The 22,438-nt window shown below is 42.5% G+C and carries 15 protein-coding genes; 3 read left to right on the forward strand and 12 right to left on the reverse strand.

Annotated elements, in window-relative coordinates:
- Positions 1-48: 48 nt before the first annotated feature.
- Both AACW90_RS15080 and AACW90_RS15085 read right to left on the reverse strand, forming a co-directional pair.
- Complete coding sequence (locus AACW90_RS15080) at positions 49-2,151, reverse strand: caspase family protein (protein WP_390235935.1); 2,103 nt, start codon at positions 2,149-2,151, stop codon at positions 49-51.
- 136 nt (positions 2,152-2,287) lie between these two features.
- Positions 2,288-2,956 carry a hypothetical protein gene (locus AACW90_RS15085; protein ID WP_390235938.1) on the reverse strand — a complete coding sequence of 223 codons (669 nt, stop codon included), beginning with the start codon at positions 2,954-2,956 and terminating at the stop codon, positions 2,288-2,290.
- Positions 2,957-3,208: 252 nt separating this feature from the next.
- On the opposite strand from AACW90_RS15085, the gene AACW90_RS15090 reads away from it, so the two are divergent.
- Positions 3,209-4,771, forward strand: coding sequence for an alpha/beta hydrolase (locus AACW90_RS15090; protein WP_390235941.1), 1,563 nt, complete (start codon positions 3,209-3,211; stop codon positions 4,769-4,771).
- Positions 4,771-5,151, forward strand: a complete 381-nt coding sequence (locus tag AACW90_RS15095) for a hypothetical protein (protein ID WP_390235943.1) — start codon at positions 4,771-4,773, stop codon at positions 5,149-5,151. Before AACW90_RS15090 ends, AACW90_RS15095 begins: the two co-directional genes overlap by 1 nt.
- 78 nt (positions 5,152-5,229) lie before the next feature.
- Here AACW90_RS15095 and AACW90_RS15100 read toward each other — a convergent pair whose 3' ends face one another.
- The 9 genes from AACW90_RS15100 to AACW90_RS15140 all read right to left on the reverse strand — a co-directional run bounded on the left by AACW90_RS15100 (position 5,230) and on the right by AACW90_RS15140 (position 14,000).
- On the reverse strand, positions 5,230-6,021 hold the full coding sequence (locus AACW90_RS15100) for a LytR/AlgR family response regulator transcription factor (RefSeq protein ID WP_390235945.1): 792 nt from the start codon (positions 6,019-6,021) through the stop codon (positions 5,230-5,232).
- On the reverse strand, positions 6,008-7,069 hold the full coding sequence (locus AACW90_RS15105) for a sensor histidine kinase (protein WP_390235947.1): 1,062 nt from the start codon (positions 7,067-7,069) through the stop codon (positions 6,008-6,010). The genes AACW90_RS15100 and AACW90_RS15105 overlap by 14 nt, the downstream gene beginning before the upstream one ends.
- The gene (locus AACW90_RS15110) at positions 7,069-8,340 is read right to left on the reverse strand and encodes a hypothetical protein (RefSeq protein ID WP_390235950.1); all 1,272 of its coding nucleotides are present in this window, start codon (positions 8,338-8,340) and stop codon (positions 7,069-7,071) included. Before AACW90_RS15110 ends, AACW90_RS15105 begins: the two co-directional genes overlap by 1 nt.
- A gap of 1 nt (position 8,341) precedes the next feature.
- Positions 8,342-9,082: an outer membrane lipoprotein-sorting protein gene (locus AACW90_RS15115; RefSeq protein WP_390236323.1), complete on the reverse strand. Its 741-nt coding sequence runs from the start codon at positions 9,080-9,082 to the stop codon at positions 8,342-8,344.
- A 28-nt stretch (positions 9,083-9,110) separates the two neighbouring features.
- Positions 9,111-10,370, reverse strand: a complete 1,260-nt coding sequence (locus tag AACW90_RS15120; protein WP_390235952.1) for an ABC transporter permease — start codon at positions 10,368-10,370, stop codon at positions 9,111-9,113.
- A complete protein-coding gene (locus AACW90_RS15125; protein ID WP_390235954.1) occupies positions 10,358-11,041 on the reverse strand; it encodes an ABC transporter ATP-binding protein in 684 nt (227 codons plus the stop codon). The genes AACW90_RS15120 and AACW90_RS15125 overlap by 13 nt, the downstream gene beginning before the upstream one ends.
- Before the next feature lie 10 nt (positions 11,042-11,051).
- The gene (locus AACW90_RS15130) at positions 11,052-11,741 is read right to left on the reverse strand and encodes a hypothetical protein (protein WP_390235957.1); all 690 of its coding nucleotides are present in this window, start codon (positions 11,739-11,741) and stop codon (positions 11,052-11,054) included.
- 156 nt (positions 11,742-11,897) lie between these two features.
- The gene (locus AACW90_RS15135; protein WP_390235959.1) at positions 11,898-12,983 is read right to left on the reverse strand and encodes a protein kinase family protein; all 1,086 of its coding nucleotides are present in this window, start codon (positions 12,981-12,983) and stop codon (positions 11,898-11,900) included.
- Between the two features lie 174 nt (positions 12,984-13,157).
- Positions 13,158-14,000 (reverse strand): SMP-30/gluconolactonase/LRE family protein, encoded by an 843-nt coding sequence (locus AACW90_RS15140; protein WP_390235961.1) that lies wholly within the window; start codon positions 13,998-14,000, stop codon positions 13,158-13,160.
- A gap of 262 nt (positions 14,001-14,262) precedes the next feature.
- Here AACW90_RS15140 and AACW90_RS15145 point away from each other — a divergent pair, with 262 nt between their 5' ends.
- Positions 14,263-19,434, forward strand: coding sequence for a caspase family protein (locus AACW90_RS15145; protein ID WP_390235963.1), 5,172 nt, complete (start codon positions 14,263-14,265; stop codon positions 19,432-19,434).
- A gap of 4 nt (positions 19,435-19,438) precedes the next feature.
- Here AACW90_RS15145 and AACW90_RS15150 read toward each other — a convergent pair whose 3' ends face one another.
- Positions 19,439-22,297 (reverse strand): ABC transporter substrate binding protein, encoded by a 2,859-nt coding sequence (locus AACW90_RS15150; protein ID WP_390235966.1) that lies wholly within the window; start codon positions 22,295-22,297, stop codon positions 19,439-19,441.
- Positions 22,298-22,438 lie beyond the last annotated feature (141 nt).

Here is a 22,438-nt window from a genome sequence, read left to right on the forward strand (position 1 = left end):
GCCTACTCTTCATTTGCTCTCACATACCTTTGTTCATTCTCAGAATACTCAATCTGTTCTCATGCGTATTACGTTGATGCTTGCCTTGCCGGCTGATTTACCTTTCTTTTCAAATGCGCGTGTTTGCGGTGTGTCTCCTAACGATTGAGCAAATAAGTCTTCAACTGATGCGGAACCACGAGCCTTCACGGAAAACGCTCGAGAGTCAAAGAATTGCGAGCTTTGCATTGGCTCTTGTTGGAGGTGACTAAGTGAAATTTGGGGAGTTTGACGATTCGTCGGTATCGCAATGACGATAAATTGCTCCTCCCCTGTGGTTGATTTCGATACGTTTCCTTCAAACTCCGCCGCTTCTCCAGCGAACAATCGTCCACTATAACCGGGCTCTGGAAATACCTGATAGATACCCATGCCACTATCGATAAACATCACCGTTAGGTCAATTGGGACGCGGCCCTGATTAACAAAGCTAACATATAGATCATCGCCATCTGTCGCCTTGACCACTTGTTCTAGGCTCTGTGGTTGTTCGTTTAAGAATACTTCAGAAACGATGGGAGAACGCCCAGTTAAACTTGCGGATAGACGTTTCAAATTCCGTGAACGCACCATTCTAGATAAACCATTATTAAGCACATCATAGCGATTCAATTCTCCTTCATCTAAAGGCATGGACAGATACGTTTCTCGTTCATCAACATCACATACCTCGCGATTACTTTGCAACTGACAAGGCAGTTTTTCATTTTCCAAGGTGAAAAAATAAAGTGTATCCCGACCTGCATACAATGAAATATCCGCTGGCTGATCAATCTCAACCCACTTCACGGTTCTGTCTAATAACTCGTTCTTTTCAATCAATGTTAGTGCAGCATCAACCCAGCCCGCATCGGGTAATGTCTGCCACTTCACCGTCAGTGGTTTTGGGTAGGCAGGACTTGCCAGTTCTGCATATGAAAATCGAGTGTCGATGTTACCTTCTACAAGTCGACCTTCACTGGTTGTCATGTCAGCCTGAATAATTTCTAAAGTCGCGACTCTATTTTTTGCTGAAATATCACCATAGATATCAACAACAGCGCCAATTTCTAGGCCATTTAATTGACCACCCTGAATGAAGTGATGCCCTTTCTTTGTCGTAACAGCGTAAACAGTCGTGACTTTCTCTGTCTTATGAAAAATAGGTTGATCAAGACTCTGTCCACCTTCAAAAAGTGGAGTGGTTCTGTGCCAAGGCAAACTGTTGTACGAGGCTAATATACTTTGGGCTAACTGTCGGTAGGATATATTCGGGTTTTGACTAATTATGGATGTCATGACGAAAGTAAACAATCCTTGAGGCGCTTCTCCCTCACCACTAGGTAATGACATTTCGGGCGCTTCTTCGTTGCTTTGAGCCGCACCAAAGCTCATCAACGCGCCTGCATTCTCACTGAGTGCTACCGGGGTCAAAGAGGAAGATGCAATACTATTGCCTTTCTCTGGAGGCGTGCCTAGCGATCCTTTTGATATCGCATTATTGTCGTTGTTAATACCCAATACTTTTGGCTCGATACTGCGCGACCTAATCTCTTTACCTGTCAGGCTCCGCGTCATTGTACCTGAATGGCAGGAATCAAAAATAATCCAAACATTGGCACCAATATTTCGTAATCGTGTAACCAAAATTTCCACTTCATTGTCGCTTAAACTATTTTCAACCGTCCCGATACTTTTAGACCATGCACCGGTATCTCTAGGAAGAAAAATTTCGTCTAAACCATCAACACTATCACTATTTTTTGTCACGCTAGTTACTACCGAGGGTTGTTGACTACCATGACCTGAGAAATGTAGATAAGCGAAATCACCGCGCTTTAGGTTTGATTCCAGTTGCGCAAAAGCTTTAAGAATATTCGCTTTTGTTGGCAACACGGCGGACGAAACTCCATCAGCTAAAAGCTGTATATTCGCTTCAGCCACACCTTGTTGTAGCAACATACTCTGCACCCTTAGCGCATCATATTTAGGTCCAGAAAGGTCCAACCCATCAGGCAAATTAGGGTATTCAGATACACCCACGACGATAGCGTGATAATTGGGAGTATTTACGGTAGACGCGTGGGATAAAAGTGGCGATACCAGCATGCAAAACAGAGCAATAAAACGCATTGGTTCTTCCTTGTACACAATGAGATTATTCAATAAATCATAATAAAGAACATAGGCGAAAATTCATTTCGCCTATCAATCAAAGTAACACAACTAGACCTCGTAACCTAGATACCCAGATATTAGTTGGCGGGCTTTAGTTAGATATTAATGCGTACTCATTATAGACTCGACCATGATTAGTTACTTCAATCACAAAAGGACCATTGAGAATAGGGACCCAAGCGCAATACATTGTGTCGCTATAATCCGCATCTTCGCAAACCAGATTTCCATACTCATCGAATACGCGCAAATCCAAGTCTGTATCACCATCACCTACAACCAATAATTCCGCTATCTCATCACCGTAATAATCGATCACGTACTCGTGTATTCCCTTTGCATCGATTGTGTCGTAGTGTATTTCTGAGCCCCCCATTTTACCTCGCGTTTTAAGGCCTTCTACTTCTTTTATCATCGCTATATAAGCTTTGTTATCACCAGAAAGGTCCGTTGCCGCTTCCAATAGTGCTTCAGCACTGTTTAGACTGACTGACTCTTTTTCTGACTTTTCGCCTCCTTGGCTTTTTCTTTCAAGTTTTTTCTCTTCAATGGCCGTCATTTTGTAGAGCTTCGCAGCAGAAATTAGTAACAATGGATCTTTTTGCGCCATACCAATTTGACCCAGTTGCTTAGCGACAGCAAGATTGGATATCGTCGACTTAGGCTCCGCCTTTACGTCTTCTTTAATGTTTGGTGCTTTAGCTAATGAGAACGGGGAGAAAATAACGAGCGTGGACAACAATAATACTTTATTTTTCATTTTTAATTCCTTTTAAACAAATATTTACACCACTACGTTGGTGATAATCATTGGCTAAAGAGATAACTCGGATCGTCTTAGCCTACAAAATCACTTTCAAAGTGTAGCAAATAAAATTTATATGCCTACTAATCAATAACGTTTTTGTTTGCCCTATTTTACTATTAGCCTAATAATATATTTAGCAAACCAAAGCAAACACGCAACGATACGGTCACATCGTGCGCAAGGTCACTATTCATGGAGGAAAGTATGCCCCGTCATTCGAAACGGTTTTATCGCCACATTATGGGCGTATTTTTAAGTCTCATTGCTACCTACTCAATGGCTTCCTCTGATTCAAAATGTTTCGTGTCAGAAGATTTCGCACACCTGTTGGCCGGAAAAAACAAACTGGCTCTGGTGACGCACGAAAATCCATTTTCTGTCCTATCTCAACACGACAGCTTGGACACTATTATTTGGCTTACCACGTTAGATGCCGATCAAGATGCACTAGGGTTATTTACCATTCAACGACAGGGTAAAAAGAGTGACATCACTGTCATTGCGACTTCCTGCGATTCCCTCAATACAGATTTAGAATTTGTCGCTCGCGCAGTTAGGCAAGTAATTAATGACGAAATACCGCTATCGCCTGATGCCCATTTTGTTACAGACATGGGATTTTCTTTTGACCAAATTATCGAGCTACAAAATGCGGCTTATGTTTTGGCTGGTAAATCTCAACCTGATGAGCTTTTCGAAACAATGACTGAGTTAGCACAAAACATCGCGGTTGCCCAACCTCTGCCTACATCTCGTAGCGTGAATGAAAAAGAGTTTTACGTACAAACCGTTTATTACGGCACCACTCGCTCCCCAGAAAAAGAAAACGACAAGTACTACGGGGCACTGAGAGATATAACACAGCCGCTTCATATGGGAATGGCGAAGGTTTCCATTCCCAAAAACCATAAGAAAGGCCATATTGAGCAACCATTCTTATCGATTAAATGGTTGAAGCAGTCCAACGACCATGTGCTGATTCAATCAGTGACCGAAATGAGTGTTAATGATTTTTGGACCTCTCTCCCCGTTGAACAAGGGGTTGGTGAATGGAAGCAGAGCATTATTGTTTATATACACGGTTATAACGTTGCTTTTGGGTCTGCGATAAAACGTACCGCTCAAATGGCATACGACTTTGATTACTCTGGTGTCCCTGTCTTATTCTCATGGCCGTCAAATGCCTCTCTACTTGGTTACGCTTCCGATCGTGAAGACGCTATCTGGAGCGCGACTTACTTGGCTGACTTCTTAACTACACTCGATAGCCAATTCCCCGATGCCAACATTCATATAGTCGCCCATAGCATGGGGAACCAAGTTCTACTCAATGCACTTAACGAACTCGCACTACAGGAGCAAAGTAAGTCGCTCCAATTTGGTAGCGTTATTCTTGCAGCGCCAGATGTTGACAGTGAGTGGTTTCAATATCAGTTGGCCCCACGAATAAATCGACTTGCCGCCAACTGGGCTATCTATACATCTGAAAACGATGGAGCCTTGATTGCATCAGAAAAAGTCAACCAAGTTAGGCGTTTAGGTATGCCTGTTAGCCTCGTTGATAACTTTGATATCGTTGACACAAGCGAACTCAATGCGGCACCTTGGAGTATCCCAGAATCTCATTCTTATTATGCCAATAAACTGCCAGTGATAAAGGACTTGGTAGACCATTTACGAGGTATTCCGCCGGCCAAACGATCCTTGAAAAAAATGACCAAGAAAGAAGGGACTTACTGGCAGATGCATGAACAAGAAGATCAATAATGAATCTATGGAACCTATTGCCTTTTTCGATGGTAAAGATCGATTACATACTCAATCTGCCTTACGCGGCATTGCTTGCTTACACCTATGTTTTGTATGCGATATGGGTACACCGTAGTTACCGTATCAAACTGATGCTCTTTTTTGTACTTACGATCATTGCTAGCGGCACCATGGTGCTGTCTATGGGCCCAAACATCGGTCATATAATTCCACCGCTTTTGCTCATATTGGTCATGTTTTTTCCTGTTTTCGAACTGGTAAAATCTCTCATTTACACAGATAAAAAAAGAGCAAGAATTTGGCTGAAAATAGCTGTCGCAGGTTGGTTGCATAGCCTCAGTTGGGTAGTATGGTTGGCAGCAATGGCAAGAAGTTAATTCTACGCCTATAACATCATAGGCGCTTGTTGATGATTTACCCTGAGTTTCATCGCCATGTAACCCTACCAATCACCTTTACAAATTATTAGTAAACAAACTTTGCATGGCACGGCTTACTGGTAATTTCGTCACGCCAATTGTCACCATCATCTTTCCTTTGAAATCCTTCTTCACTTTCTCGATGGCGGACACATTCACAACCGTTGAACGATGAATTTGCCAAAACATATCTGGGTCGAGCTGCAATATTAACTCTTTAAGTGACGTGCGCAAAAGGTATTCAATACAACTACCGTCTTCGTTCTTGTAAAGCGACACATACTTATCTTCTGCTTTGAAGTAAAGTATTTCCGAGATAGATATCAAATGAATATCGTCACCTTTACTGGCTTTAATCCATGTTAAGTAACTTGGTTGAGCTTTAGCGGTGAGTGCCTGTATTTGGCTCATTAAGGTCGTCAACTCCACCGAAACAGGTGGTTTTTGCTCTGTTAATCGAGCCTTTACCTTCCTAACACATTGGTCCAAACGAACATCAGACAACGGTTTAAGCAGGTAATCCACCGCATTCGCTTCGAAGGCTTGTACAGCAAATTCGTCGTACGCCGTGACGAAAACAATATACGGTGCATGTTCCTCTTTTGTGATCCTAGTAGCGACCGACATACCATCTAATACTGGCATTTTGATATCCAGAAAGACGATATCAGGTTTGTGTTGTTCAATTAGTTCAAGCGCTTGTTGCCCATTTTCCGCAAGCGCTTTTATCTCTAGCTCTGGCCAAAGATCAGCAAGAGCCTTATTCAGATGAAACCTTAACAATGGTTCATCATCCGCGATAATGGCCGTAAAATCAGACGCTTTCATCTGTTGCCTCCTCTAGCATACGTAACGCAGATATGGCTATTCTTAGCCTAGCTTGCACACCGCCAGATACTGATTCCGAAATGGTTAGTGTTGCCTTTCCGGCGAACAATGCTTGTAAACGCTGGCGAATATTATCTAGCCCTACTCCGTGACCTATATGGGTTGAGGAGCCTGTAAGTCCGGCCCCGTTATCAATAACTTCTATGAGGATATCGTGTTCCACTTGACTTACTTTTATCTCAATTTCTCCGCCATTCTTAAGCGGTTCTATACCGTGTTGAATGGCATTCTCGACTAAAGGTTGTAACAAAAATGGTGGGAGGTGGACCTCGTTATCCATATGATTTGAAATCGAGTAATTCAGCCTTTCACCCAAACGAATTTTTTGTATTGCGAGATAAGCATCGATATAAGAAAGGTCTCGTTGTAACGTCGTAAACGGTTCTCGACTGCTTTTCAAGGTTTCTCTCAGTAATTCTGTTAAACGTTCCAACATAAGACGCGCGCTCGCCGGGTCATGTTCTATTAAGGTGTTTATATTAGCGAGAGTATTGAATAAGAAATGTGGTTCTATCTGACTTTGAAGCTGTTTTAATTGGCTTAAAATCAGTGCTTTTTCGTGTTCCGATTGCTTGCGCTTAGCGACCTCCAATTCCTTTTGCGCTGCCAATTTTTGCTCTTGGCTGTGAAAATAAAAGAAACAGGCCGTAGTAAAAATAAAACCAAGAAAGATAATGGGTTTCAATTGCGCAGTGTCATCAAGGTCTGCATATTGATTTAGCCAGAAGTAGGCATTGGCCGTCCCGAACAGCATTGATAACCCTAACGAGAATAGGCTGACATATCGTGGAGAGAGTTGAGGTTGATAACGGCTAAGCAGGTGGGCAGTAAACACAGCACTGTATCCAAAACCGAAACTGATAATAAAGTGGTCAAATAGCGCGTTACCCCAAATAGCCTGTGTCGCAAAAGCAATGATAGTGCAGAAAAAAGTCGTTAAGACGATGCTGTTTATCCAACCATTGGCATCACACTTACTCTTAGCCATTAAAATTTCCCTTTAAGATTTAATAGAATCATATGCTTATCTGATAAATTTGCATACAATGAACGGCTTTTCCCGGTTAATAATCTGGCGGCTAACTCTACATCAAAAGCCGCATACCCTGAATCATAGGCATGATAATTTACCCATTGCGTTGCGATTAAACCACCATCTTCAGGTGAATAGAGCAGATCAAAGGTTGGCTCAATATTGTCGAGCCACAATCTATCGCGACTCCAATCCCAATGGCTCCAGCTACTTGAATCTAACGCCCAATGAAACATGACGCTATGTTTCATTAAATTCGGTAGGTTCAATCCACTGGCATAGGAACGAGCAATAGACTGCGTTGACGTATCTTGATCTAGCGCTTCTACCCTTTCGAATGCCTGAGACCACTCGTCTTTTCCCCAACTTCGGTCATCATACCAATATTCTACTATTATATTGTGGCCTTGGCTGCTCGCCCAGTTGACACCCATCAACACTTGAAAACTGTCGTCAGAATGAGTCAACTCGACCGGAGACAGTTGTTCACCCTGTTCGATACTAAGGTGCTCTCTTTGAAAGACAGCAGAGCTATGAAATTCCCATGATTGATCTAACACCGTTACCAATGAGCCGGCTAAAAGCCCTTTTCGAACATCATCATAGTATGCGATCACCTGCCACTCATTGCTGTTTTTCAGAGCATAACGCCTTACACCGATTCCTTGTTGTTGTGATTGCTCTTCTATTGGATAACCCTGTTGTTGAGTCCAAGACGAATCGGTATACACAACGCTCCATTCTCCTAGCGCATCAAAATAGGAGACGAGCGCCGTGCCAGCCCCTTCCTCTACTTGGATCCCTATAGGGTTACGCCGATAGGGCTTAAATATATCTAACGGACGAAAGCCATAACCGACTCCCCAATCAAGTCTTAATTTACCTAACGTCACGTCCACAGGGAGAAATCCATTATCTAACTCGCCCTGCCAAAAAAGCTCTTGAATGACAATATCTCCATCAAAAGATTGGCTATCATCACTGCTCCACATTCTCTGACCATTCGCAGCAAAAAGACCGGTCCAGCGTTCCCAATCAATCTGAACGTCGATCAAACCATCAACACGTTGGCTCTGCGACTCTGTCGGCTCACCAAACAACAGTGAGTCTTGGTACTTAGTCGTCGTTGTACTAAGTATCCAATCCCATTGAAAAGTAGGTTCCTCTGCTCGCAATAGATGCGAGTAGAGGCTGAGAATAGCCGCAATAGCTAGGCCTTTATTCATGCTATAAATCCAGTTTTGAATTACGAGTCAAATACGCAGGACTGTAATACTTATCTTCCAAGGTTATCGGCATAATGCTTTGATATTCGATAATGGTTTTTTTAGCGGGTTGAATTTTATCAATCAAGGTCATCGCCACCACTTGCAACCTGCCTTCTCTTTCCCCTTGAGTAAACTGAGCTTGTTTTGCGAGTTTCCCTGAACGGAGATAAAGATCGGCTTTAATAGGGAAGCCCTTAATTACATCTACCCATAAGTCGATTCGTTGATAACTCGCCCCTTTTGTCGTCGCAATTAGGTTCAACTTGTGGGTATCAACGCTCAACTTTTCTTGAGTGATGATACTCTCTGTTCCCACCATTGTTGCTTGATAGTCATCACTCCAAGTCAGGGTCGAGATATCACCTATTGATGCCTCCCCCAATAGTTTCTGCATTGGAGTAATTCGAATAGGACGACGGCTTTTGGGCATCACTAGCCAGTAATTGTCGCCTAACATCAGCATTTTTTGTCCTGCTTCTACCGCTGATTTAAATACCACTAACGATTCACGATTCGGCCTAGTATAGACATGATACTCTCGCGTCTTATCAATCTGGTCATGTTCGAAAAGGGTCACTTTAGAAACCACCTTTGATGAGGAAGAATCTAATCTGTACTCATCGGCTCTTTTAACCATGTCAGCGACATCATTCGCGATACTTTGACCAACGAAAATGGCATTAAGAACAAAAAGCAACATGGCGATCTTCAGTTTTATTTGACCGTACTTAGACATAGATTAGTGCCTCCGTAATGGGTTTCTTCACACCGTTTCGTGCCGATAACCACGCGGCTGTGACACAGATGATAAGAACGCCAAACCCACTATAGGTAAAGAGCTCAAAAGAGAAGTAGATATTCAAAGGGTACCCTTCCGTACTGCCCGGTGGTGGTGGCATTTGGATATCTGAAAAGGTGAGGAATAAACTTGTCAGTGCGGTAGCGATGCCTCCTAACAGCGAGCCGATAGCCGCAAGCATAATAGATTCTCGAACGAAGCCAGAGACAATCTCTCGCGGATAAGTACCTAACGCAGATAGGGTACCAATTTCGCGGGTTCTTTCTGTTACCGACATCGTCATGGTATTAAATATCGCAACAAAGACAACCAAGCCCATAACCGCACCCATGATGCCGAATATACGGTCATAAAGGTTCTTAACCTTAACGTAGAAAAACGCTCGCTCTTGCCATGGCGTTACTTCTGCAGGTTGGTCTAGAACCATGTTACTCAATGCGTTTTCTACCCACTCCTGTGCAATTAGAGTTTGTGCTGTTTCGAACAAGAACACCGACAACGTACTCACTTTTTCACTATCAAGTAACTGCTGAGCCGATTGAATATGTAGATAAAGCTGACGCTTATCCAATTCAGGCACCCCTGTGGAATAAATACCATGCACCTTAAAATCAATCGCGTTAAGTGCGCCTTCACTCGTACTTGCTAATAAGGTAACCCAATCACCTGTGGTTACTTTCAGGTTCTTAGCCAAATCTACTGCCAACATAATTTCGGGTTCTGACGCGTCGTATCGAGTAGAAAGAATATTAGACAAGGTCTTTCCTTTCCTAACATCTAAAAATGGGCCTTTCATATCAAATTCTCTGTCATTGACACCAGTACCCACAAAAATAGTCGACTTGTTACCATTCGAGACCAAGCCCGTAAATTCTATTCTTGGTTGTATTCCTCGAACCAAGTCATTCGACAACAGGCTCTTGATAATGTCGTCGCTGTCCGTCAACCCATTGGCTAATGGCACCTCTTCATCTCGTTCAAAAAAATCAGGTTGGCTGAGTGTAAGGTGCCCGGTATCGCGCGCCGTAGACTCCTGCAATGATTGGTATGTATACAGCCCAAAACCACCAGCGGAAGTGAGTGCGAATACAGCAATACTAACAATGAGAATCGAGAGCAAACTGCGACGGCTATTCCGAGTTAGATTTAAAAATGCGATACGCAACGGTTGTGAAATTAACTGACCCATTTCATCTCCTCATTCGCAATTTTTCCATCTTGTACGTTAATTATCCTGTCGCAGTGACGAGCCATTCGCTCGTCATGCGTGGCAACAATAAAGGTGGTTCCCATTTCGTGACCCAATGATTTCATTTGATCGATAACAACAGAAGCGGTGTGGCTGTCTAAACTGGCTGTCGGTTCATCTGCAATCACCATTTCTGGTTGATGTACAAGTGCCCGTGCAATCGCAACCCGCTGTTGCTGCCCACCAGACAAGTTATCTGGTCGATGGTGTGAGAACGCACCTAATCCTACTTTATCTAATATTGCTTCCGCTCTTCTCTTCTGCTCTCGCAGCGAATAGCCATTCAACATCAACGGATAAGCGACGTTTTCCCACGCGCTCATTACAGGAACCAGATTGAACTTTTGAAAAACGAACCCTAACCGAGAACGTCTTATTTTTGCCGCGTGGATCGGGTGTTTGGGATAAGCGATTCCATCAAGCTCAATCGACCCGGAGTAGTCCACATCCAATAAACCTAGGATATTAAGTAGGGTGCTTTTCCCAGAGCCAGATGGACCACACAGCGCCAACATCTCGCCTTTAGAAATCGCACCACTGACCTTGTCTAAAGCGACTACTTTCTGGTGTCCAAGCGCATACTGCTTGCTAATCTGATTAAAGTTCAACATAACGTTATCCTTATCCCACTTGCTTAGCTTTGGTTAGGTCAACGTTCGTAAGTGAAACCTTTATTTCCGAAAAAGCAGCTTCTGCTTGTAGAGTCATAGGATTGTTGCTGTCCCGCTTATTCATCTCTTCTAGCCAACGTTTCGCCTGTGATGCATCTTCCGCTCTTATCGCGGCTTTTACTGCGTAGAAATAGATCCATGAGGTGGTCGCGAATGGTTGAGAGGTAAAGCGCTCTTCAGCCAGCAGACCCAAATAAAGGTCATAGCCTCGTTCGAAATGATTAAACATATCAGGAAGCGAAGTAAAGGTAGAAGCGGCAATGGCACGGCTTAAAATTGATTCTGGTAGGCCTTGTCGGACCGGTTGTTTCTCGAAGGAAGTGGTATCGCTAGCCAACAGGTCTAGCCCTTTAGCGATAGTAGCTAAACCCTGTTCAGTGTGTTTCATCTTGTTCCAAGGCATAAACGCATCACGGCCCATCAGTGTTTGCGTACTGCCTAGATAAACCAAACTAAGCGCGTCCGCGCCATTACGCTCTAAATCGCTTTGCAGTTGCTCGTATACAACCTCGACTTTAGCTTCATCGCCTTGAGCTGCTTGATTATATTGACCAATGAGTTCTTCACTTGGTACAGCAAAAACCTGACTACTAAACAAAAGCCCAACAACGATTGAGTTTCTTGTGATAATCGATTTCATGTATTTGTCCTTTCCATATGGTTAATATGGAAAGGTTAACCTTAAGATTGGAAACGTGTTGGTGTTTGCGATAAATGGGCGATATACGGAGGGAATGGTAAATAGTCGGTGCAAACAGCAGAAAATAAGACACAGCATAGAAAGTGATATAATGCGTTACTTACTTTGATAGCGAGCAACTAGAACCTGTTTCTCTTTATAACTCTGAATCAGTTCATCCTTAGACTTATCGCTGTTCTGATAGAAAAAACCACCTTGTTGCAACAAATCATCATAATCCTCTTCAAGGCAGTGTAGGACATAGTCAACACGCATGGCGGTTGTTGATGTACAGCTTTTTCCATGCAAGTCGTCCTCTATATCCAGAACATGTGAACGGAAGGATTCTAATCTAAATAACTTGCCTAGCTCTTCCTTATTTGTGAGTGCTTCACGCCATTTATTCACAATTCGTTCGAAGTGATTAATCACAACGTTATCCGCATTCTGTTCAACTAACCAACGAATCTTACTTTCAAATGCTTTCACGCCTAACTGTTTTACAATCCTGTAATTATCTAACTGCCGAGGCTTGGATACGTTATTGGTTAGTAGCCAACCAAAATAGAATCGCGTTTCAAAACGTTCGACCATATGAAATATAGGGTCACTCAAACCGTTACTATTAAACTCAGTAGAAGGACTCATTGGGTACATGTATCCGAAATCAAAAAGCGTTAATTTACCCGTATTATCCACCAGCATATTGCCGCTGCATAAGTCCCATTCCATAAAGCCGGCTTTTTCACAGGCGATCAAGGTGCTAAAAAGCTGCTCGATGAGCGGCGGGGTTACATCCGTAATTTGTTCACCTTCTATCCAAGGAGACAAAATTATCCCCAACTGATAATTGGCATAAACGGTGTCCACAATGCATTCCAACTCGTTCTTTATCTGCTCATCTTGTTTCAAACGGTAAAAATCTTGTCGCCTTTGAACCTCGTTTAGAAAAGAGTACTGACCATCTATATTGCTCACGCCGGGCTTAAGACGTCTCTTTTTTAGGGTATAATCTTTACCTTCTATACAAAGACGATACACCTCCGCAGTCAGTCCTGATCGAAAGGTTTGAATGACATAGTCTGACGCCTCATTGGTAGCCGCAAGAATAACCGGATCCATTGGGCACAGATCAGCGGCACCCACTTCAATGTTCTTACCACTATTGTCAAAAGCCACTTGATTCTTTTGTCTATGATTCATTCTTTATTCCTATCGAACTTTTAACGCTCACGTCGCATATTTGTTGCATCACCTACTGTTTTCTTTTTAACGTAATTTCTATGCTTCATCCAATATCAATTCGCATATTGACGGCATTCATCACGCTTGGTAGGCGTAAATTCTTACACTTTCATCGTAGCGAAATTCAATACGTCACAGTTCAATGGCGTACAAACCACCAGAATCAGGTCGAGCTTTGAGCTCTTGCTCTGATAATCCTTGCCGGGAAGAAGTAATATAAAGTGTATTTCGTCCCTTACCTCCAATTGCCGTGCACGTAGGGTTTTTAGTCGGAACTTCAATGATTCTGTCTATCTCACCTGTAATAGGATGGATACGAATGACGGCATTTCCAGACCAAACGGCATTCCAAATATAACCTTCATCATCTACCGTGGAACCGTCTGGCAATGAAAAACGGCCCTCTCCTTTATAGAGAATGCGTGGTGCAGATAATCGGGTGCAATCGGGGGAGTAATCATAGGCAAGGATTGTTTTTGTTGGTGTATCGGTAAAGTACATCGTTTTGCCATCAGGCGAAAAGCAAATACTGTTTGCGCAAGTGACACCTTCAATGAGGGTGTGAACCGTTAGATCCTTATCAATTTTGATCACTGAGGTCGTGTAAGAATCATCATCTGATTCATTGGCTCCACCCACAACAAAGTTGCCTTGACGATCAGATTTGCCATCATTTAATCGACTAAAAGGATTCTCAGGCTCAAAATCAAACTGTTTCTCTACCTTGTTACCGTCAAGATCCAGTACTGCGATATAGCAGTCAAAACCAGCAAGAATAGTATTGTCACTTCTAATCATAAATGCACACAAACGATCTGGCATTGGGTAAGATGTAGCACACTGAGTTGTCGGACAATATGTCCACAAAAAACGGCCTTCAATATCTGTCCAAAGAACTTGTTGTCGGTTTTCACACCAAATGACACTTTCACCATGTGCATTTTTACAATCGACGACTAACTTAGCGGCATTCATATCTATCTCATCTCTTTTCAATCCGATTAACGCTTCATTTATACCGATTATGCGCTAACGTTTCTAGTTAATGTCTGTTTCCATACAATATTCGTTAATAAAGTAATGGGGTTAACATAAATACATTTGATCTGAGTAGACGCTTTTAAAGTCACTAAGATTAAGCGAAGATATAGAACCCGCCTGCCGTTACCTAATAGTTTGTACAGACCAGAGGTTGGAAACCGTTGGTATGTAACGAACAGTTAGTGTTTAGTGAACAATGAGTAATTGGTGGGAAACTGGTATTTGGTGGAAACTAGTGTTTGGTGGAAATAGGCAAAGTGCCTTCAAGGAGACAAAAACGATGGAATGTCGGTCAACATTATCTTTCTTATCAATGAGTCAGAAAGCTTATCTCATTCTGCTGCTCTGTTCGACCGTCTTTTCTAGTTATGCCAGCGCCAATTATGCCCAAATGCAATTGACCAGCAATAGCGCAGGCTATATATGGGCAGAATACTCATTACTGGGGCTCGATATTGACCTGCCACCCCAGTGCCAAAACCCAGTTCAGTTAGGTCAGCACTACCCTATGATGGCGATCTCTAATCAAGCGCTTAAACAGTGCGAAGAAAGCCTTGTAAAACGACATTCCCACGTTGAGTTTTATGAATCAACACCTGAATACCAGTGGCAAAGCTATCTCCAATTGAGTTGGTTAATAACCCATATTGCAGAGCATACACAAAGGAACATGAATCCCTCAAATGAACGTAACCCCTATATAGATTTAGATAACGCTACGGCTTGGGCGAACAAAGCACTCAATCAAGTGACCAAGCTTTCTAAACAAGAAGGTGTGATGGCTAAAAGCACCATCAATACGCTCATATATTGGCAAAACGCACTGTTTCGTCGCCTAAATCCAGAAACTCCACGGCTGGAGTTAGATGTGGCCACATTTAGAGCACTGATACCCCAAGATATCAAAACTCGAATCGCCGCTTTTGACAAAGAAAAACGTGTCTTGTTTAACCAATCCATCAGGATGTTAGAGCTGAGCATCTGGCTTCGCCTTAGTATAACCAAGAGTCAGGTTCTGCAATTGAGCTACGACGAATTATTAATAAAAAGAGACAATGAAGCACTTATCGTCCGATTCCTCGCTTATTTAGCGAGTTTAAGAGAACAAAACGACATTGCGAACATTTATCAATTGTACAATATCGAACTCAGCACCGACCAATATCAGCAACATGAAGACGCCTTAGAATGGAGAGTAGACAAACAACCTGCTGCTTCCCAACTAGATTCAGACCTCACACTTTCGGTTAAATTGCGTTCAGCAGGCGTACATGGCAACACGTTAAATGAACACACTTTTCATCACCTCCAAAAACAACTGACGTCTTTTGAATCTGACGAAATCCCGCCGTTCTTTCGCTTTAGTGCCCTTCACTTGCAAGCCTCTTTGCTAGACATGATGGGTGATGTGAGAGCAGCAGAACGCTATTTCAATAAAGCCCAGACAGAAGCGATACAAATAGCAAACAGAAAAAACTCGCACGTTCCGGCAGAAATGGCATTTATTTACCGATTTTTTATCGAAAAAGCGCACAATCTATACCAATTAGAAAAGACCAGTGAAGCAGCAGAAACTCTTTCTCTGTTTCCACTGAATGACTTTAGGCAAGACGACCTGCTTTTTGTCAGCGCCGTTCTCATCGCCGATGGTCAAGCGGCTCAAGCCGAAAAGCTGCTCAACGAGGCACTGATTGATGCAGACAAAGATACCTACCAAGACAGCTATAGACACAATCTGACTATCGCACTATTTAAACAAGGCAAGTTACAATTATCCCTTGATCAACTCATCCGACTCGAAACTGCGGCTAAAAAGTCCAACAATTTTCATTTGCCAACGTATCAACTCAGCATCGCTCTGCTGCAATCTGCACTAGGCCAACGAGATGAAGCAAAAAATCGAATAATGCAACTATTGGCTAAAGGTGATATCAACCAATCCTTGTTGTTAAGTAACCTAGAGGCACTCTATATCACGCCTGATTCTGAGCCGATGCGGCTTAACCAGTTTTATCCGGCACTGGTAAGCCGAGTCTATATGGTCAGAGAAGGTTATCATCAGGGAATGGTCATCAGTTCCACTTCTACGCTGAAGAACGCTTCTGCAGCGCAACTTGTGGTCTATAGCGATTCCGATAATGGTCAAACGGGTTTCGTTCATGCTTCTCAACTCTCATTGGCACAAAACAGTGACCTTGCGGTAACAAGCGTTGCGGGTGGTTCAGTCTGGCTATTTCAACCCTCAAGCGGACGCGCCATTAGGAAAATCAGGCTGTCCAATGGAAACGTGTTAAAGCTTCAACTCTCTGCTGATGGGGCAACACTCTTCGCTCTGATCAAAGAACAAAACAGCTTTCGCTCCTATCTACAGAAGTGGGATTTGCAGCATGATCAGATGACATGGAGCTCGGGGGAAGAGGTTGGTGAAGTCGCCGACTTTGATTGGCTAGAAACACAAAATAGATTATTGGTTCTAGACCAAGCTTCCATTGATATTTATGACACAGCCAACTTTAATAGAATCGATAGGTTTGAGCACAGCACGCTTATCTCCGGTGTTGAGCATCTTGCTAGGCCATTTATAGGCAAATTCACCACCAATAATAAAATCGTTATTGGCTTTGAATCAGAATTGGTCAGTTGGGATCTCAATAGTGGAGCTAAACAAGTAACAGCGCTTCCTTCAACACCCCAATATATCGCACGTACTGATAGCAATCATATGTTGCAAGTAGAACTGGTAAAAAGCAGCTGGGATGTCCCAGAGATAATTCTCTACTTTGATAGCGAAACCCTTACCGAAATAGCCGATAACGGTACATATCAAGGTCAATTTACAGCAAAAAACAGCGCAACAAACGAGTGGGTGAAAATCACCAAAGCCGAATCCGGTTATTCAATTTATCGCCGTTCCAATAATCAACTCATCAATGAATTGCGAGCAAGAAACCGCAAAATTTTACAATCCACACTGTTCGAAGACCAAAAACTGATGGCTCTCAGAACAACGGAAGGTATTCAGCTCTGGTCCTTAGAGACAGGGCGTCAGTTACCAACCGGAGAACACCTTAACCATAGGTATTCCATAATGGAGAAACTGGATAATACCCATCTTCTTCTGGTCTCAGACTTCGCTGATAACCTAACCGTGCTTGACCTTAAAAACTTAGCACTGGATAGCATTGAGCTAAGCCAGAATCAAAAACCAACGGACCTAATTAAGGTCGGCGCAACATGGTGGTTGTTATCAGACAATGGTTATGTTGGAAGTCAAAAACGACTTGCCCTCGCCCAGCTCACTTGGGCAGATAACAACCTTCATTATCAAGAGATGGTCCGCAACCTCGAATATCGGGCGTTAAACCTATTGACTAGCTATCAAAACGGCACTGGATTTGGTGTCAGGTTAATGGGTGAAATAGACAACGACCAATTCCAATTACTCAATATAACTGGCTATGAAAATGGCGCATCAATTGAGGATAACCTAGAAATATTACCGCTATCCAAATCGCCTAACTTTGGTTATTCAAATATCAGTGTAGGCAATGTGATCGAAGTTATCGCTGACGAACAAAAGCTCTCACTTTTAACGGAAAATGGCTGGTTACGCATAGACTTGACCAATGGCGTGGTATCGAAAGAACAAGAACGGTTAGGCCGCGTTGCGGCTTTAATAATGCCTCCCCATTCCGACGAGCAATATCGAGTTGTACGCGCCGCCTCACGCAGTTTTATTGTTAATGAACAAGATAGTAAAGAACCCTTTGTCGTACTTAATGACTCTATTAACGATATGCGTTACAGCGACAATGGTGAATATTTGACCGCAATAACCTCAGAGCAAAATTTACTGTTTTTAGACCCTGATACATTTGAACCAATCGTAAACTTGATGTTAATGGAAAAGAACGGTTGGTTAGTCACCGATCAGGAAGGGAGATACGATAGTTCAGCTCCTGGCGATATTCCTAACGCTTCATGGATAATACAAAGCAAGCCGCTAACACCCTTGCCTCTTGAAAATTTCATGCAGGCGTATTACGAACCAGCCCTGCTTGTTAGGGCGTTGAATTTTGAAGCGTTTCCAGAGACCATCGATCTACAGAGCATTGATACACGTCAACCTGTATTGGGTTTAGAAAAGCTTGTAAGCAACAACAACGGGACCGTCACGATCAATCTTACTATTGATTCGGATGATGAAGGGATAGATTCAGTTCAACTTTTTAGAAACAACCAGTTAGTGGGCCGAGTTAAAAACATCGATCATGCGGGGCGACAAATCGTGACCTTCAACGAAATACAGCTGCCATCATCAAACAACTCGTCGCCTAATAAAGAGCCAATAGAATTCAGTGCCTATGCGTTTAACAGGCAAGGTATTCGAACGCCGGTCTTAGTTATTCCTTACCAAACTGTCCACAATATCGAGCGAGACAAACGCGCCTATATCATTACGGTCGGTGTAAATCAGTATAACAACGCCTCGTGGGACCTCACTTACGCCGCTAACGACGCATTGGAAATGCAACAGCGTCTCTCATCCTCATCGCTTATTGAGCAAGGTTATAACGTCATCCCTATCCCACTCACCTCCGATCACGAGTTCAAGAATGCAACAAAAACAACGTTAACCAAGGTAATGCAAAGACTCGCCGGAGAGGACATCTCATTACCGAGCATCCATGGTTGGGAAAACATCATTAAAGCAACACCAGACGACCTGATCTTATTTAGTTTTTCTGGACACGGGTTATTGGCCGCTGGAGAGTTTTATTTCTTTACCAGCGATATAGCCAAAGGCGATAGTCGAGAGATCAACCCGGCACTTCTTCAAAGTGCTCTATCCAGCACTGAGTTCACTCGTCTCTTAGAATCTGTTGATGTCGGAACAATGGTGATGATTGTTGATGCTTGTCAATCTGCAGGAGCGCTCGATTCAAAAGGATTTAAACCTGGACCGATGGGAAGTCGAGGATTAGGCCAGCTCGCGTGGGATAAAAAGATGTTTTACTTGAGTGCCAGCCAAGCCGAACAGTTTGCATTAGAGAGTGACCAGCTAAACCACGGATACCTAAGCTACAGCTTGGCAAAAGAAGGGTTAGCTTCTGGTCAAGCAGACTTCTTTCCAGAGAACAACGAAATCTCTGTCCGTGAATGGTTAAGCTATGGCGTTAAGCGGGTGCCAGAATTAGTCCATGAGTTACGTTCTGGTGAATTTAGCTCTTTGCAAAGCAATACGAGAGGTCTTGGTGCCGCCCCAACTGACACGAATGCCCAAGCGGCATTAGGTAAGATTCAACAGCCAGTACTATTTGACTTTGCGGGCCAGCGCGATATTGCATTGCAACAATTGAACGACTAGAAGATCAGTGGGTAATATTCCATTCTTTCGGCGGTACCCAACCATTAATCCAGTTGACCAATTGTTCTCGTGGCATTGGTCTAGCAATGCCGTAACCTTGTGCCACATGATAACCCATTTCTTTAAGCTTGCGTCCATGTTCCAATGTTTCTACACCTTCGGCTACAGCGGTCATATCAAATGCCCGACAAAGACCTAAGATACCTTCTAGAATACTCATATCTGTCGGGCTATTTAACATATTAATCACAAAGCTTCTGTCGACTTTGAGGGTATTAACTGGCAGTTGTTGCAGGTAGGTCAATGACGAGTATCCGGTACCAAAATCATCCAAAGAAAAGCTGATACCTAATTCGTTGCATGCTCGAATCGTATTAGCCACTTCACTGAGATTTTCCAGCGCATTGGTTTCTACTATTTCCATCTCTATTAATGATGGAGGCAGCCCTGGGAACTGGGATAGTTTTTTCTGGACTATTTTGGCTATGTTTCGTTGTCTGAAGTATGCGTGACTAACATTTATACTTACCGGAATATTTGATCCATTTTGATACCAACTGTTTACCTGTATTAATACATTGTCTATAACCCAATCATCCAGTTTCTTAATCAGGTTGTATCGTTCAAGATCTGGTAGAAATTGAGCTGGACTTAATAAACCATCTTTAGGATGATTCCAACGAATAAGTGCCTCTACGCCCACTAGACTTCCGGTCATCAGGCTAACTTTAGGTTGATAATATAAAACAAGTTCTTGAGAAGAAAAGGCCGTGAGTAACTCCTTAAATCTATCTGAATTTTGTTGGTGGGAAGCATAGCCATTAAAGTTATGAATATGGTTCACGCCATGGCTCTTCGCCACGTATAACGCTTGTTCTGCTTGCCTCATTAGATGCTCGGGCTCTAATGGGATATCTTGTGGGTAATTTGTCAGCCCAGCGCCAGCTGTTACCACAATTTGCTTACCATTAATCTCAAATGGCTCAGATATGCAATCCAAGACAAGTTCGACTTCTTCTTTCCCGTTACTGTTCGATTCAAACAACAGGTAAAATTCATCACCACCAAGCCTAGCAATAACGCTGTCTTTATGGAGGATCTCTTTCACTCGATTGATAATATTCTTAATAACTACATCGCCGAACTCATGTCCATATTGCTTATTAACATGTTTAAAATCATCGATATCGAAATAAGCGACATACAAAGCATTGTTATTTTCTTCACTTTTACATATCGCTTGGACTAGACGGTCCATAAAGACCAACCGATTTGGAATACCCGTTAGGGAATCGTAAAACGTAGCCTGCTCTAGTAGTCTCTCATGGCGTTTCTGCGCAGTAATATCTAACGACACACCGCAAAGCGCATAAATTTCCGTGTTTTTATTAATAAGAGGAATCTTGGTCGTTTTAACATCTTGCTGCGATTGCCAGTCCTCACGCCAAAAGCTTTCATCTTTAGAATACCGATGCTTATATTTAAATACCTGTTGGTCAACTTCTACGATTTTTTCTGCCATATCTTGATCATAAAGATCAAAGTCGCTCTTACCTATCATTTGTTGTAAAGACAAGCCGAATTGCTCTCTAGTCAGTTTATTTGCAAACAGATATTTTCCGGCAACATCTTTTAAATAAATATAAGCATCAATACTATCGAGAATAAGGCTTAGTTTTTTTTCGCTCGCCTCCAAATTCTTACTGTTTTGGTAGCGATTAAAAATATGCACAATTAATAATATAACCACAACCAAGAGCGATATCATTATCTCAATATTATAAAGTTCAAACGTATTCGGTTTTTCAAAACGAATCTCCGCATCACCAGGAAGTTGAGATTCAGATACGTCATACTTTATGAGTTGTTGATCATCAAAAATGGGGATATTAGGGCTACTTTCAATAACAGAAACCGTGGCAATATCGGTTCCATCCAAGTACATAGAAATAAGCCTACCAGCTTCATAACCTTGACGCTTATGGCTTATCACTACACCGCCGAATACACCATTACCCATACCATGTTCATAGGGATGAAATATAGGCGCTTCGGTATTCTCGACAATATAATCGAGTGAGTCATAAAACGAATAACTCGATGCGTTTTTGTCCCTATAGGCAGAAAGGAGGAGAATAGAGCTAGAGGCTGAGTCAATTTGATTAAGCTTAACTTTAAACTCTGCCCAACTCAGATCCGACAAATCAAGTAGGTGCCAATGTATTGATGGGTACTCTCGGAAGAATCGCAACAGTTTTGCCGTGTCCGTTTTTCCCGATGTCGTCCCATCACTCACCACAAAAATATCTTTTCTTTCCGGAAACGCAGACAGAATGGTGTCGATAGTCGCGTCTAACGTCACGGCTTCTATCACTCCGGTAACAAAAGGGTTATCGTTCTGAGCTTTGGCTAATTCGATATTATTAACACCGAGAAAGGTAATGGGTATCGACGGGAATAATTCATCTTGATATTTTAGGGCAAAAATTAACGCATTATCATCTGCGGTAACAATAAAGTCATATTCCAACTTATTAGATAACTTATATTTTAAGCTGGTGTGAAAATTGTTAACGGTATTTTCATCATACAGCGATTTGCTATCCATATATTCGATATCAATATCAACTCTAATACCAGATTCATCCAAACCAGACTTAAGCCCTTGAAAGACCTTTTCCGTCGTTTGAAAAGTTGGATGATAAGAATAAATAAGCAATAAACGTTTAGGAGCTTGAGCCTCAGTTTGAGTAGTAGCATGAGTCAACGAAGAAAAGAGCAACACCGCAATGGCTAACAATATTAGGCCGATATTTGCAAATGAAGAAAAGTTAGTCCAATAGGACTTCTTCATAATATTCATGCGTACTCGTTATCAAGTTCAAGGACTATCACTATAGCATATCAATCAGTTGCAAACTGCCATCAAACTCACACCAGTCATTCATATACTAAATGAATGGGTATCAGCCATTTATTAAAACAATCACCTAGTTGAGAGAAT

It is taken from the genome of Vibrio frigidus (assembly GCF_042465995.1).
Taxonomy (GTDB): domain Bacteria; phylum Pseudomonadota; class Gammaproteobacteria; order Enterobacterales; family Vibrionaceae; genus Vibrio.